12 protein-coding genes, 1 tRNA gene, 1 other RNA gene and 1 pseudogene are annotated in these 13577 nt (G+C 70.7%); 8 read left to right on the top strand and 7 right to left on the bottom strand.

The features are described 5' to 3' along the window. On the bottom strand, positions 1-2516 hold a 2516-nt coding region (locus Asi02nite_RS39620), incomplete at its 3' end, for a DNA polymerase III subunit gamma and tau (protein ID WP_239127663.1). 420 nt (positions 2517-2936) lie between these two features. Between Asi02nite_RS39620 and Asi02nite_RS39615 the strand changes: the two genes are divergently transcribed. Further along, the gene (locus Asi02nite_RS39615) at positions 2937-3920 is read left to right on the top strand and encodes a helix-turn-helix transcriptional regulator (protein ID WP_203719198.1); all 984 of its coding nucleotides are present in this window, start codon (positions 2937-2939) and stop codon (positions 3918-3920) included. Positions 3921-3927: 7 nt separating this feature from the next. On the opposite strand, the gene ffs is transcribed toward Asi02nite_RS39615, so the two are convergent. Next, positions 3928-4018: signal recognition particle sRNA small type (gene ffs, locus Asi02nite_RS39610), an RNA gene on the bottom strand. A gap of 81 nt (positions 4019-4099) precedes the next feature. Between ffs and Asi02nite_RS39605 the strand changes: the two genes are divergently transcribed. The 3 genes from Asi02nite_RS39605 (at position 4100) to Asi02nite_RS39595 (ending at position 5524) form a co-directional block, all read left to right on the top strand. Further along, a tRNA-Ser gene (locus Asi02nite_RS39605) sits at positions 4100-4184 on the top strand. 161 nt (positions 4185-4345) lie between these two features. Then, a complete protein-coding gene (locus tag Asi02nite_RS39600; RefSeq protein WP_203719197.1) occupies positions 4346-4873 on the top strand; it encodes a nucleoside/nucleotide kinase family protein in 528 nt (175 codons plus the stop codon). A gap of 96 nt (positions 4874-4969) precedes the next feature. After that, entirely contained in the window at positions 4970-5524 is a 555-nt protein-coding gene (locus Asi02nite_RS39595) for a hypothetical protein (protein ID WP_203719196.1), read from the top strand. Here the strand turns inward: Asi02nite_RS39595 and Asi02nite_RS39590 are convergent. Next, positions 5499-6449, bottom strand: a complete 951-nt coding sequence (locus Asi02nite_RS39590; protein ID WP_203719195.1) for a permease prefix domain 1-containing protein — start codon at positions 6447-6449, stop codon at positions 5499-5501. The genes Asi02nite_RS39595 and Asi02nite_RS39590 overlap by 26 nt on opposite strands. Then, the gene (locus Asi02nite_RS39585) at positions 6446-6787 is read right to left on the bottom strand and encodes a PadR family transcriptional regulator (RefSeq protein ID WP_203719194.1); all 342 of its coding nucleotides are present in this window, start codon (positions 6785-6787) and stop codon (positions 6446-6448) included. The genes Asi02nite_RS39590 and Asi02nite_RS39585 overlap by 4 nt, the downstream gene beginning before the upstream one ends. Before the next feature lie 1043 nt (positions 6788-7830). On the opposite strand from Asi02nite_RS39585, the gene Asi02nite_RS39580 reads away from it, so the two are divergent. Both Asi02nite_RS39580 and Asi02nite_RS39575 read left to right on the top strand, forming a co-directional pair. Continuing rightward, the gene (locus Asi02nite_RS39580; protein ID WP_203719193.1) at positions 7831-8205 is read left to right on the top strand and encodes a hypothetical protein; all 375 of its coding nucleotides are present in this window, start codon (positions 7831-7833) and stop codon (positions 8203-8205) included. Next, positions 8186-9094 (top strand): hypothetical protein, encoded by a 909-nt coding sequence (locus Asi02nite_RS39575; protein WP_203719192.1) that lies wholly within the window; start codon positions 8186-8188, stop codon positions 9092-9094. The genes Asi02nite_RS39580 and Asi02nite_RS39575 overlap by 20 nt, the downstream gene beginning before the upstream one ends. A 91-nt stretch (positions 9095-9185) precedes the next feature. On the opposite strand, the gene Asi02nite_RS39570 is transcribed toward Asi02nite_RS39575, so the two are convergent. Continuing rightward, the gene (locus tag Asi02nite_RS39570) at positions 9186-10262 is read right to left on the bottom strand and encodes a PHP domain-containing protein (protein WP_203719191.1); all 1077 of its coding nucleotides are present in this window, start codon (positions 10260-10262) and stop codon (positions 9186-9188) included. Between the two features lie 75 nt (positions 10263-10337). Between Asi02nite_RS39570 and mtnA the strand changes: the two genes are divergently transcribed. After that, positions 10338-11294, top strand: a complete 957-nt coding sequence (mtnA, locus tag Asi02nite_RS39565; RefSeq protein WP_203719190.1) for an S-methyl-5-thioribose-1-phosphate isomerase — start codon at positions 10338-10340, stop codon at positions 11292-11294. On the opposite strand, the gene Asi02nite_RS42950 is transcribed toward mtnA, so the two are convergent. After that, entirely contained in the window at positions 11248-11739 is a 492-nt protein-coding gene (locus tag Asi02nite_RS42950) for a prephenate dehydrogenase dimerization domain-containing protein (protein WP_373312435.1), read from the bottom strand. The genes mtnA and Asi02nite_RS42950 overlap by 47 nt on opposite strands. Positions 11740-11748: 9 nt before the next feature. Further along, positions 11749-12270: pseudogene (locus Asi02nite_RS42945) on the bottom strand (prephenate dehydrogenase/arogenate dehydrogenase family protein); the annotation flags it as partial. Between the two features lie 105 nt (positions 12271-12375). Between Asi02nite_RS42945 and Asi02nite_RS39555 the strand changes: the two are divergent. Next, entirely contained in the window at positions 12376-13521 is a 1146-nt protein-coding gene (locus tag Asi02nite_RS39555; protein ID WP_239127661.1) for an NHL repeat-containing protein, read from the top strand. The last annotated feature ends 56 nt before the right edge of the window (positions 13522-13577 follow it).

The following is a 13577-nucleotide window of genomic DNA, read 5'->3' as shown; positions in this document are numbered from 1 at the left end:
GGGGGCGCCGGTGCGGTCGCCGGGGGTGCGCTCGTCGGTGCCGCCGCCGGTGCGGTCGCCGACAGCGCGCTCGCCGGTGCAGCCCCCGGTGCGGACGCCGACAACGCGCTCGTCGGTGCCGCCGGGGGTGCGCTGGGCGGTGTGGCCGGGTGGTCCTCGTCCGAGCGGTCGCCGGAGGCGCCGCTCTGTCCTCGGCTGCTCGACGAGCGTTCCCGCGGCCCGCGCCCCTGCGTAGTCGGTCGGCCGTTCGGCGCCGCGGCGTTGCCCGCGGAGTCGCGGGTGGCGGCGGGTCGTTCGGGCGCCCGCTCCGGCGCCGGCCCGGCTCCGCGCTGGTCGCCGGCTACCTCGCAGCGGATCTGCCAGCGCTCGCCCAGCACCTCGTAGATCGCTTCGAGCAGCGGCTCCGGTTCCTTCGACAGGTTGTTGGCGTGGAAGGAGTGCCGGAAGGTGAGTACCAGGGTGTCGCCGTCGATGTCGCGGACCGTGGCTTCCGTGGCCAGGGCCGCGATCCGCTTGTGGTTGACCCGGACCATGGCCACGATCTCGTCCCATACCCGCCGCACCGAGGCCGCGTCCTGCGCGCCCGGGGTCGCCTGCGGGATGACCGGCTCGGGCGTGGCCGGGTCGGCCATCACCGCCTGCGGCGGTACCCGCCTCCGGTCGCCGTCGGTCGCCGCAACCGGCTCGTCGGCGGAGTCGCCCGGCTCGTCGCCCCACTCACCGCCGTCGGTGCCGCCCGCCGCGCGCCCCGACCTGGAAATCCCGGCCTCATCGCCCGCGGGTGCACCTGACCCGGCGGCGTCACCGCGCGTCGCAGCCTGGCTCGCGGACTCGTCCGGCCCGACCCGCCCAGCGGGCTCAACCGATCCGGACTGACCCCGCGCCGGGCCCGCGGACTCATCCGATCCACGACCGGATCCATCTCGCGCCGCGTCAGAACCGACGCCAGACACGCCTCGCGCCTGAACCCCGCCCGCCGACTCGTCTGATCCACGACCGGACTGATCCCGCGCCGCGTCAGGGCCGGGCCCGGACTCATCCGGCGCGGCGACGTGTTCGTCGTGCGCCGACGGCCGGCCGACCGGCTGATCCGGCGGAGCAGCGCTCGCCGACTCGGGTGCGTTGGCTTCCGTCCCCCGGCCAGCCCGTGACTCGACCCGGCGCGCGTTGCCCGACCGGGTCGCCGCGGCCGCCGCCGCGGCCCGGGCCGCAGCCGCGCCGCCACCCGCCGCCGGCCGCACCGCCTCGCCGGCGGGCGCCGCGTCGTCCGGCCCGTCGCCCGACGGGGCGGGCCGGGACGCGGCGGGCGCGGGCGGTGCCAGCACCGCCGGACCCGCGTAGTCGTCATCAAAATCGGCGCCGCGGGCCAGGCGCTGTTCCATGCGTTCGACCCGCTGCCGCAGGCCGCCCTCGTCGCCCGCCGGCAGCAGCATGCGGGCGGTGATCAGCTCGAGCAGCAGCCGCGGCGCGGTGGTGCCGCGCATCTCGATCAGGCCGTTGTGCACGATGTCGGCGCACCGGGACAGCGTCGCCGGGCCCAGCCGCTGGGCCTGCGCGCTCATCCGTTCGAGCTGGTCGGCCGGGCCGTCGATCAGGCCCTTGGCCGCCGCGTCGGGGACCTGCTGCATGACGATCAGGTCGCGCAGCCGCTCCAGCAGGTCCGACGCGAAGCGGCGCGGGTCGTGGCCGGCCTCGGCGACCCGGTCGATCGTCGCGTACGCCGCCGCGCCGTCGCCCGCCGCCAGCGCGTCGCACATCTCGTCGATCAGGGCGGCGTCGGTCACGCCGAGCAGGGCGACCGCGCGCGCGTAGCCGACACCCTCGGGCCCGGCGCCGGCGATCAGCTGGTCGAGCACCGACAGGGAGTCGCGGGCGCTGCCACCGCCCGCCCGGACGACCAGCGGGAAGACGGCCGGCTCGATCTTCACGTTTTCGGCGTCGGCGAGCTGCTCGAGATAAGGCCGCAGAATTCCCGGCGGAATCAGCCGGAAGGGGTAATGGTGCGTACGCGATTTGATCGTGCCGAGGACCTTGTCGGGCTCGGTCGTCGCGAAGATGAACTTGACGTAGTCGGGCGGCTCTTCGACCAGCTTCAGCAGAGCGTTGAAGCCCTGGGTCGAGACCATGTGCGCCTCGTCGATCACGTAGATCTTGAAGCGGCTGGCCGCCGGGGCGAAGAAGGCGCGTTCGCGCAGCTCACGGGCGTCGTCGACGCCACCGTGGCTCGCCGCGTCGATCTCGATCACGTCGATCGAGCCGGAGCCGTCGGTGGCGAGCGACCGGCACGACGCACAGACCCCACAGGGCTCGGGAGTGGGCCCACGTTCGCAGTTGAGCGACCGGGCGAGGATGCGCGCGCTGGACGTCTTGCCGCAGCCACGCGGCCCGGAGAACAGGTAGGCATGGTGCAGCCGACCGCTCCGCAACGCCTGCGACAGCGGCTCGGTCACATGCTCCTGGCCGATCACCTCGGCGAATGTCCGGGGCCGGTATTTGCGGTAGAGCGCGAGCGCCACGATCCCCCTCCCAACGGCTAGGCCCTGTCTCGGAGTGGGGGCCGAAGCGAGGCTAGGCCCAAGCGTCGGCTGGGGCCGCGCCGGGCGCGCCCGGATAGCGGTGTCGTTTCCGGGTGTGACCGGCGTGGTTCCAGGCGGCGGCTGGGTCCGGCGTAGCCCGGTCACCACTTCGAGACAGGGCCTAAGCCTCTCACGCCGGTACGACGGGATGCCCGCCCCATAACGGTGATCCGGACGCCACCAACAGTGATCGGCGACGCCCGGACATCGGACGAGGTAGCCGGCGCAGTTGGGGGGTGAGGGGCCTGCGCCGACTTCGCACACAGTGGCACACGCACGACAGCGGCGGGACGCCCCGCTTGCGTCGTATTTAGGTCATGGCGCATACTCGCCAGCGCTTGACCTGGGGGAAGTAACACCGTGACCGACACCTCGCCGCTCGCCGCGCTCGGGCTGCGGCCCATCGAAGAGGCCGCCTACCGTGAGCTGGTAGCCCGCCCGGCGGCCACCACCGAAGAGCTCGCCGCCGCGCTCGACACGACCCTGCCCGAGGCCGACGCGCTCCTGGCGGGCCTGCACGGCCTGGGCCTGGCCGCCCGCTCCGGCGGCCGCTACATCGCCAGCTCCCCGACCTTCGCCCTGGGCCCGCTGGTCACCCAGCGCCGCGACCAGCTCCGCCGGGCGGAGCTCGAGCTGGCCAACCTGGCCGCCCGCTACCGCGCCGCCGCGGCCGACCGCGCCGCCGGCGACCTGGTCGAGGTCGTGACCGGCGTCGACGTGATCGGCCGGCGGTTCGAGCAGCTCCAAACGACCGCGACCGACGAGGTGCAGGCCCTGGTCACCGCGACCACGCTCGCCGTCAGCCGGGCCGACAACCAGGCGGAACGGGAGGGCCTGCGCCGCGGCGTCCGCTACCGCGTCGTCGTCGAACGCGAGGTGCTGGAGCAGGACGGCGGCACGGCCGACGCCATCGAGGCCCTGGGCGCGGGCGAGGAGGTACGCGTCGCGGAACGCGTACCCATCAAGCTGGTGATCGCGGACCGGGCGATCGGCGTGCTCCCGATGGCCGACGAGACCAACCTGCCCACCGCCATCGTCGTGCACCGCAGCGGCCTGCTCGACGCCTTGCAGGCCCTGTTCGACGCGGTCTGGCAGCAGGCCCGCCCGCTCACCCTGGCCCCCGACGGCGCGCTCCACGAGCAGCCGGCCGACGGGACGCTCTTCCCGGTCGACCGCCAGGTGCTGGCTCTCCTGCTGGCCGGCCTCACGGACGCCGCGATCGCGTCGCAGCTCGGCATGTCGATGCGCACGGTGCAACGGCGCGTATCGCGGATGATGGAGCTGGCCGGGGTGCGGACCCGCCTGCAACTGGGCTGGTACGCCGCGCAGTCGCACTGGGCCTAGAGAAAGTAAAGGCCCCTCGTGCACCCGCCAGAGCCCGCTTATCCTTGCTGCCTTCCGGCCCTGGGGAGGTTCACAGGATGTACGCCGCACGAGAGGTTGCACCCAGCTTACCCGGACCGACCCGACGCCGGGTTTGGGGTGGCCTGGAACGCCGCGGGCGGACCTGTATCCTGTGCGACGGAGGATTCGCCTAGAGGCCTAGGGCGCACGCTTGGAAAGCGTGTTGGGTTAACACCCTCACGAGTTCGAATCTCGTATCCTCCGCAGGAATCCAGCGACATTCCCGAACGGGCCGGTCCATCACGGGCCGGCCCTTCGTCCATTCCGCGACGACCATGCGGGAGGCCGTGGTGAGCCAGCGGCAGCGGGTGCTGACGGCCCTGGCGGACGCCGCGCTCGCGGTGGAGCGCCCGCATCCCGTATGAGTGGCGGTCGACGGCTGCTCGGCCGCCGGCAAGAGGGCCGTCGCCGTCCGGACCAGGTTTCCGCGGGACTCCCCCGAGAGCTACTACCTGGACTCGTGGGACAACGACGGGATCCGCGACGAGCTGCTGCTGCCGCTCGGGCCCGGCGGGAGTCGGCGCTATCGCGCCGCGCTGATGGACTTCGCCGCACTCGAGCGGAGCGACGAACCGGCCTGGAAGGCCACGGACGACGCGGTCCTCGTCGCCGACGGCTGTTTCCTCCAGCGCCCCGAGCTCGACCCGCACTGGGACCTGCGGATCTTCGTCGACATTCCGCTGGACGAGGTGTTGCGCCGGGGCATCGCCCGCGACCAGGCGTGGATGGAGTCGGCGGCGGAGGCCGAGCGGCGCTACCGCACCAAGTACATCCCGGGCGAGAGCCGCTATCTCGACGAGGTCCGCCCGCGCGGCCGCGCCGAGCTGGTTGTCGACAACCGTGACTTCGCCGACCCCCGGCTGACGGATCAGCGCGTCGACCGCAGCGCGTAGGCCCAGGTCAGCCCGCTGCCCCTCGTACACACGTTCTATCCACACGCTGTGGATAAACCTGTGGATAAGGACTACGTTGTGTGCTTGGGAGGTCACATGAAGCCACGGTTCGTCCCCCTGGTCATCGTTGCGCTTGCCCTGTTCGCGCTCTTCGCGGGCTATGCGGTGACGCAGCGACCGTCGCCGGCCTACGCCAGCCCGACCGCGTCGACCGCTTCCCGGACCTCCGGCACCGTCGACTTCACCGGCGTCAGCGACGTCCGCCTCGGCGCCAGCGATACCGACCTGACCAGCCAAGGTGCGCTGGCCAGGCCGGTGAACGCCTGCGGTCCGGTCCTCACCGAAGCCGACTCCCGGGCGGCGCACCCGGTCTTCGCCGACGGCCGCCTGGTGCTCCTCTGGGTCAACCCGCCGCTGACCACGCCCGAGGGCGTCGGTGTCGGCACCCCGCTCGCGACCGTCCGCGCGGCCTATCCACAGGCGACGGCGATGGTCGCGCCGGCGGGCAGCTACCAGTTCGACGGGCTGATGGTGACGAGCGGCGACCGCGCGTACCTCTTCATGCACGACGGGCAGACGGTGCGCAAGGCCGTCGTCGGCTACACCGCCGACGTGCAACGCCTCTTCACCTACGGCGTCGGCAACTGCTGACGCTCGCGACGACGTCCCACACCGCGATCACGATCGTCACCACCACCGCGATGGTGGCCACCCGGTCGAGGTGCGCCGGCTGGCTCAGCCACTCGAACCGCGCCACGAAGTCGGGGTTGAGCAGGCGATCGCGCAGCAGCAGCCAGACTACCGGCACCGCGAAGGCGACGTTGAGCACCGCGTTGACGCCGACCAGCGGCCAGGTCCAGCCCCCGGCGCGATATTTCGCGATCTCCAAACCGGCGGTCAACACCAGCACGACCATCAGGTACGGCAGCCAGAAGGTCCACAGCGCCGGGTCCAGGATCGGCAGGTTGGCGCCGTCGGTGGTGGTGACGAACGACCGGAAGTGCTGCACCGGCAGGTACGCGACGAGCAGCGCGAGCACACCCACCGAGGCGACACAGTCGGCCAGGCGCGACTGTCGCTCACCGCTCGTGTGCTCGGGCAACCGGTCGACGCTCCACGCCGGCAGGTTCAGCGGCGTGTTGGTCCGCTCGAGCACCGCGAACGTCAGCGTCACCCAGAACGCGACCTGCACCGCGACCTCGATCGCCGTCCCGATGCCCTCCCCGATCGCGTCGCCGGCGCGGGCCCCGTCGGCCAACTCGACGAGTCCGGCCACGATGCCGACCACCGCGGGCACGAACGCGAGCAGCAGCTTCAGCAGCCGCAGCCAGATCAGGTAGTAGGCCGGCCCGATGAGCTGCAGCCGGCGGTTGGCATAGCGGGCGGCCAGCACGGCCGGGTCGCCCATCTCGGTCAACACCTCGCGCTCGGCGGTGGCCGCGGCGTGGCCGTCGGCCACCTTGCCCTCGATCATGTCCTCGATCGAGCCGCGCAACTCGCTGGCGATCTCGTCGCGGCGCGCCGCCGGCACCGACCCCAGGGTCGCGGCGAGGTAGCGGTCGGTCAGGGAACTCATCGGTCCACTCCTTCGATCAGGCCTGTCATGGAGGTCTGCACGGCGGCCAGGTCGTCGAGCAGCGTGCCCAACACCGACTCGCCCTGGTCGCTGGTCCGGTAGAACTTGCGCGGCCGGCTCTCCTGCGTGTTCCACTCGCTGGTCAGCAGCCCCTGGTCCTCGAGGCGCCGCAGCAGCGGGTAGAGCGTGTTGGCGTCCACCGGGAAGCCGTGACCGGTGAGCCGCTGCAGCAACGCGTAGCCGTAGTCGGGCTCGCGCAACGCGATCAGGCTCGCCACCACGACCGTCCCCCGCCGGAGCTCCTGGAGGTGGGTCCGGAGGATCTCATCGCTTCCCATGAGTGAAACAATAGTGTGTGCCACACACTGTTGTCGAGATCTACGGCATCGTGCGACCACGCACGATGTGTAAGAAGGGAGACAGCACAGAAAAACGCCCGCCGGTCCGTACGGACCAGCGGGCGCTCAACGGCGGTGGTGGCGGGATTTGAACCCGCGGAGGGCGTAAACCCTCACACGCTTTCGAGGTCTGGACCCAGGATTCGGCACGGTTCCAACTCGGCCAACCCGCTGCTCGGAGCCACGCCTGAACCCCCTCGAACGCGGTCGTACGTCAACGAACGAGACCAGAACTGAGACCGAGCCCCGGCGGCCCGATGACCGCGACGGGTGTCCGACCAGCATCCGACGACCGACCAAGCCCCCAACCCGATCGTCCAGGGCCAAGATCCTGATTGCTGAGCCGACCGCCCCCGGATGGCTGGGCCATGTCAGGGCGATCGGCTCATGGGAATGATCGCCAAACTCCGATACTGCGAACGACTCTCATGAGTAGCTTCCGTACATTAGTGCTAACAGCAAGCGGCGCCCCCGGAATCCGTCGACGGCGGTAAGATCGTGTCCCCAGAATCCAATAGCCAAAGAGGTGCCCCAAATGGCTGCAGCCTCATCATCAAAATCGCCGGATACCCCGCGAGAGCAGGGGGCGAGCTTCCCGTGGCATCCGCTTCCTGAGGTCGTCGCGCTAGTCAAAGCGGCTGGGGCTCACGGCCGGAACCATTCAGCTCAGGCATTGGCCGGTTACGCTGGCCACCGATCGCACACTAGTGGCCCGTTTCGCCAAAAGATCGCCTCACTCAAGGACTGGGGCTTCATAACCGGGAAACTCGAACAGTACACCCTGACCGATACCGCGATGACGATTGCGCATCCGCCGTCACCCGAACAAGAGGCACAAGCCCTTCTCGAAAGCTTCAAGGGAAGCGGACTCTTTTGGAGGGTGTACCAAGACTCCGCCAAGGAACGACCAGTTGACTTCACCTTGGTCGGGAACTCCGCCGTAGGAAATCATAAGGTGGCGGGTTGGCTCAAAAGATCGTTTCGTGAAGAGCCTCGTAGAAAGCGCCGAGATGGTAGGACTTGCTGAGAAAGTCGGTGCCGACAAATTCAGGTTCCTGCCGGACCGATCGGCCGCGTCCCTAGATCCGCATGAGCGAATCGATACGCCGCATATCCCCCACCAGCCGGCGGACCGAGGCCACGCCCGACCGACCCCACCAGAGCAGCCACAAAAGATGCCGGTACTTAGGCAGTCGCTTCCAATAGCCGGCGGCGAGATCTTGCTCCAGGTGACGATGGAAGGAGCCCTGCCGCCAGCCGCGTTCATTCAAGTCGGCAAGGTGATGGAGGAGCTTCAAAAGCTGGTTGAAATCCTACCGTCGAGTGCTGAGGTAGTCGATGGCGATCTACCCGACTAAGGCTTGGGTCAACTACGAAGCTATCCTCAAGTCCATTGGTGAGAAACGGGCAGTAGCGGACAGCGACAGCAGGTTCCTGTCGGCGATAGGCCTTGTTGACGGCGACGGCTCGCTGACCGAGAGCGGAACAAAGTACTTCACGGCCAAGTTCGTTCAAAGAGATGAAGATTCCGCTCGGGCCGCCCTTCAGGCGATTTTGATCGACTACCCGGCAGTCGGTGTGATCTGCCAGTTCCTTAGCGGTGTCCCGAACGCCGATAAAGGGAACGCGGAATCGATTTTGCGAAATCAGGGGATGGGCGACGGCCTGACCGATAGATCCCTTGGATCTTTGCTCACACTCATGTCAACAACTGGGGTCATCCGTTACAGCAAGGGCACAATCGAAGTGTTGATCCACCCGGCACAGATGGAAACGGTGCCGGCCAGTGTTTTTGTCAGCCGTGCCACTCCCTTCGGCAACAGGGCATGGCTCCGGCGGATTCTTCGCGAGTGCGACGGATTCATCTACTGGCTCGACAAGCACTTTCTCCCAATTGCGCTGGAGAACCTGTGGGAAGTTGCGGACGGGAGGCAAATAGCTGAAATCAGGATAATCTCGCTCAAGCTACAGCAGAACTCTGGTCGAAAGGCGCTTCGCGACTACCACGATTTGGTAGCCGAGCTTGCTCATAAGAGCATCAGTATCGAGTGGCGCGCGATTGACAGTAAGCTCATCCGCGACACTCATGACCGGTGGATTATCGGATCATCGACCGCCAGGAACGTGCCGGACGTGGGGACGATCTATTCCGGCAATCATTCAGAGCTGAATCGAAGTGACCAGGCCGTAGAATTGCGTGCCCTCTTTGAGGGGTACTGGGCTTCAGCCACCCCCATCGACCAATAACCCCGCAGGGACTTCAGTGCACTAAGTCGCAGTGACAGTCGCTGGCCCACCTCGGGCGGTGGCTCCACTATCGAGACGTCAATTGCCTCGCCTACGCCGAGTGGCCGGCGGCCCAGTCGACGAGTTGGTCCGCCTTCCAGGTGTTGACCACGCGGTCCGCGGACACGCCGCACAAGGCCGCGCGTTCGCAGCCGAAGCGTTGCCAGTCCAGTTGGCCCGGCGCGTGGGCATCCGTGCTGATCGTGAAGACGCAGCCCGCCTCCAAGGCCTGGCGGATCAGGCGCTTCGGCGGGTCCTGCCGCTCCGGGCGCGAGTTGATCTCCACGGCCTTGCCGTGTGCGGCGCACGCCGCGAACACCGCCGCCGCGTCGAAGTCCGATGGTGGGCGCAGCCGCTTGCGGTGGCCCCGGTCGCCCGGGCCTTCGGCGCCCGCAGGGCGGTTGGCGACCATCCGGCCCGTGCAGTGCCCCAGCACGTCGAGGTGTGGGTTCTCGATCGCCCGGAGCATTCGGCGGGTCATCCGGGCGCTGTCGTCGCGCAGCCCGCTGTGTACCGAGCCCACCACCACGTCCAGCCGGCTCAGCAGCTCGTCGGTCTGGTCGAGCGACCCGTCCGCGAGGATGTCGACCTCGATGCCCGTGAGGATCCGGAAACCCTGCGGCAGCGCGGCGTTGACCGCGGCCACGTAGTCGAGCTGCTTCTTCAACCGGTCCGCGGTCAAACCTCGCGCCACCTTCAGCGACGGCGAGTGGTCGGTCAGCACCACGTACTCGTGGCCCAGCTCGACCGCCGCCAGCGCCATCTCCTCGATCGGTGAGCCGCCGTCGGACCAGTCCGAGTGCGTGTGGCAGTCGCCCCGCAGCGCCGAGCGCAGCGCGGCCGCCGCGTCGTCGAGGTCGACGCCCTCGGTCGCGAGCAGGCGGCGCAGGTAGACCGGCTCCTCGCCGGCCAGCGACTCCGCCACGCAGCGGGCGGTGACGTCGCCGACGCCGGACAGCTCGGTCAGCGTGCCGGCCGCCGCGCGCTGGGCGACCTCCTCGGCCGGCAGGGCGCTGAGCGTCTTCGCCGCGGAGCGGAACGCCCGTACGCGGTAGGTCGCCTCGTTGGCCCGTTCGAGCAGGAACGCGATGCGCCGCAGATCGGCGACGGGGTCACGCGGGGTCGTCACGCCTCGAACCTACCCACCTGTGTGCCCGGCCACCGCCCCCGGACACGGCCGGCTTACTGACCTAGCGTGGGAGTCATGCGCACGATCGACTGGGTGGACGGGGCCGTCGAGCTCATCGACCAGACGCTGTTGCCGGGGCGGCTCGAGGTTCGCCGGATCGCGACCGTGGAGGACCTGGTCGACGCGATCCAGACCTTGGCGGTACGCGGTGCGCCGGCGCTCGGCGTGGCCGGGGCCTACGGCGTCGCGCTGGCGGCCAAACAGCACCAGGGCGACGGCCTGCGCGCCGCCGTGAACCTGGTGACGAACGCCCGGCCGACGGCGGTCAACCTGGCCCGCGGTGCCCGACGCGCGGCGGCGCGGCTGCCGGAGGGTTTCGACGCGGTGCTCGCCGAGGCCGACGCGCTGCGCGACGAGGAGATCGCCGCCTCGGCCGCGATGGCGACCCGCGGCGCCGACCTGTTGACGGAGCTGTGCGGCGCGGCGCCCCGGGTACTCACCCACTGCAACACCGGCGCGCTCGCGGCCGTCGTCGGCGGCACGGCCCTGGGCGTCGTCGCCGAGTTGCACCGCCGGGGCACGCTCGGCCCGGTGATCGCGAGCGAGACCCGGCCGCTGCTGCAGGGCGCCCGGTTGACCGCCTGGGAGCTGGGCCGCCTCGGCGTCGACTTCCGGGTCTCGGTCGACGGGGCCGGACCCTTCCTGATGGCTCGGGGCGAGGTCGACGCCGTCGTGCTCGGCGCCGACCGGATCTGCGGCAACGGCGACACGGTGAACAAGGTGGGCACCTACGCCCACGCGCTGGGCGCCCGCCGGGCCGGCATCCCGTTCGTCGTCGTCGCGCCGGAGTCTACCGTGGACGTCGACACCGCCACCGGCGCCGACGTGGAGATCGAGGACCGCGCGGGTGCCGAGGTGATCAGCGGCGCGCCGGCTGTCAACCCGGCGTTCGACGTGACGCCGCACGACCTCGTGACCGCGATCGTCACAGATCGTCGAACAATTCGTTTGGACCGTGGGGAGCGGGTCTGACGACGGTCACCGTCGCCCGGTCGGGCGCGACGGCGCGCACCCAACCTCCGGCCCGGCCCAGCCGGAGCAGGGCGTCGGGGCGGGCCGGGATGTCCAGCGGCGCGGCGAGCGGAGCCGGCCAGCCGGTCCGCTGCGCGTGACCGGGCGCGAGCCACGGCGACAGCGCCGCGATCGGGTCGGGCGCGTCGAGCGCGGCGCGGGCGTCCCGCAGGGCCGCGATGATGCCGTCCAGGGCCGGCCCGACGGCCGGCGCGTTGCCGCCGCACATCGCCGCGATCAGTTCCGGTCGGGTCGCCGCGACGCGGGTGCCGTCCCGGAACGACCCCGCGGCCAGGGCGCCGGCGAGCGGGTCGGCCGCCGCGGCGGCGAGGGCGGTGGCCAGCAGATGGGGTACGTGGCTGACGGTCGCCACCGCCCGGTCGTGCTCCTCGGCCGTGGTGGGCACCACCCGCGCGCCGAGGTCGATGACCAGTTCGGCGAGGTCGAGCCAGTCGGCCAGCGAGGTGCTGCCCGGCTCGAAGCAGAGCACCCAGGCGCAGTCCCGGAACAGGTCGGCGTCGGCCGCGGCGAACCCGGATGTCTCCTTGCCGGCCATCGGGTGACCGCCGACGAAGCCGGCCAGCCGCTGGTGGCGGCCCTGCAACCGCTGCTCGACCAGCAGCCGCACCGGGGTCTTGACCGAGGTGACGTCGGTGACCAGCCCGCTGTAGCCGGCCGCGGCGATCTCGTCGAGGACCCGCGGCAACGCCGTCAACGGGACCGCGACGACCACCAGGCGGGCGCCCGCGACGGCGTCCCGGATCGTGCCCGTGACCTGCCAGCGGGAGTGCTGCGGCGCGCGGGCGGCGGCGGTGCGCGCGGTGGCCCGGGTGGCCGGGTCGGCGTCGTAGCCGAGGACGCGGTGCCCGCGGGACGCCAGGGCGCGCAGCGCCGACCCGCCGATGAGACCGAGACCGATCACCGCGATGTCCACGCGAGCGACTCTCGCACACCGGGCGCGGCGGTGACGGCGTGGCGACGCCGTTCGTGTTTCGCGCGGCGGATCAGCGGAAGTTGCTAATCCCCCATATACCTTGTTTCTGTGAAATTACTGGGCAAAGTTGCTGGTCTCCTCGCGTCTGTCGCCGCCACCGCGACGCTCCTGTTGCCGGCGTCACCGGCACTGGCCGTGGTCGCCAAGGTCACGCCCGACCCGCTGCCGACCTTCAACGGCACGGTGCAGGCGACCGCGTACTCCGGCGACACCCTCTACGTCGGCGGTGACTTCACCAGCGTGACCTCCGGCGGCCGCACGTACGCGCGCAACCGGCTCGCCGCGGTCAACGCCCGCACCGGTGCGCTGCTCGGCTGGGCCCCGGCGGCGGACAACTCCGTCCGCGCGATCGCCGTCTCCGGCCGCGCGGTCTTCGTCGGTGGCGCCTTCACCACGATCAGCGGGGTACGCCGCGACGGCCTGGCCCGGATCGACGGCGGCAGCGGGGCGGTGCACAACTCGTTCAAGCAGTCGCTGACGGGCGTGCCCTACGCGCTGGCGGTCGCCAACGGGCGGCTGTACGCCGGCGGGTCGATCACCAGCGTGAACGGCGAGGCCATCCACCAGTTGGCCGCGTTCGACCAGAACACCGGGGCGGTCACGGGTTGGCGGCCGCGGGCCGGCGGCACCGTGTACGCGGTCGTCGCGTCCGGCCGGCGGATCTACGTCGGCGGCAGCTTCAGCTCGATCAACAGCGCCTCGGGTACGCGGCACCTGGCGGCCGTCACGACCAGCGGTGCCGTCGACACCGGCTTCACCTCGCGGGCGAGCGACATGGTCCGCGGGCTGGCGATCGGCGCGTCGGGCGTCTACGCCGCGATGGGTGGCCCCGGCGGCCGGCTCGGTGCGTTCAGCACGTCGGGCGCGGGTCGGTGGACGCTGACCATGGACGGCGACGCGCAGGCCGTGGCGGTGCTCGACCGGGTCGTCTACATCGGCGGGCACTTCGACAACGTGTGCAAGTCGGCCCGGACCGGCGACAAGGGCTCCTGCGTCGACGGCAACACCCGGCGGGTGAAGCTGGCCGCGGCCAACGAGGCGGGCGGCGCGCTGCTGCCCTGGGCGGCCGACGGCAACGGCTCGAGCGGCGTGCACGCGATGGCCTCCAGCGCCCGGCTCCACAAGTTCGTGGCCGGCGGGGCGTTCACCACGATCCGCGGCGCGTCCCGGGCCCGCCTCGCCCAGTTCGGCTGACGTCCTACCCTTAGGGCCTGTCTCGAAGTGGATGACCGGGCTGCGGCGGACCCAGG

The organism is Asanoa siamensis, from assembly GCF_016862555.1.
Classification (GTDB): Bacteria; Actinomycetota; Actinomycetes; order Mycobacteriales; family Micromonosporaceae; genus Asanoa; species Asanoa siamensis.
This window is presented reverse-complemented; position numbering and strand designations above follow the sequence as displayed.

Bases quoted from the DNA above. Each gene is read 5' to 3' on its own strand.
- Asi02nite_RS39595 (WP_203719196.1), top strand. From the start codon at position 4,970: ATGAAGCCACGGTTCGTCCCCCTGGTCATCGTTGCGCTTGCCCTGTTC.
- Asi02nite_RS39590 (WP_203719195.1), bottom strand. From the start codon at position 6,449: ATGAGTTCCCTGACCGACCGCTACCTCGCCGCGACCCTGGGGTCGGTG.
- Asi02nite_RS39585 (WP_203719194.1), bottom strand. From the start codon at position 6,787: ATGGGAAGCGATGAGATCCTCCGGACCCACCTCCAGGAGCTCCGGCGG.
- Asi02nite_RS39575 (WP_203719192.1), top strand. From the start codon at position 8,186: ATGGCGATCTACCCGACTAAGGCTTGGGTCAACTACGAAGCTATCCTC.
- mtnA (WP_203719190.1), top strand. From the start codon at position 10,338: ATGCGCACGATCGACTGGGTGGACGGGGCCGTCGAGCTCATCGACCAG.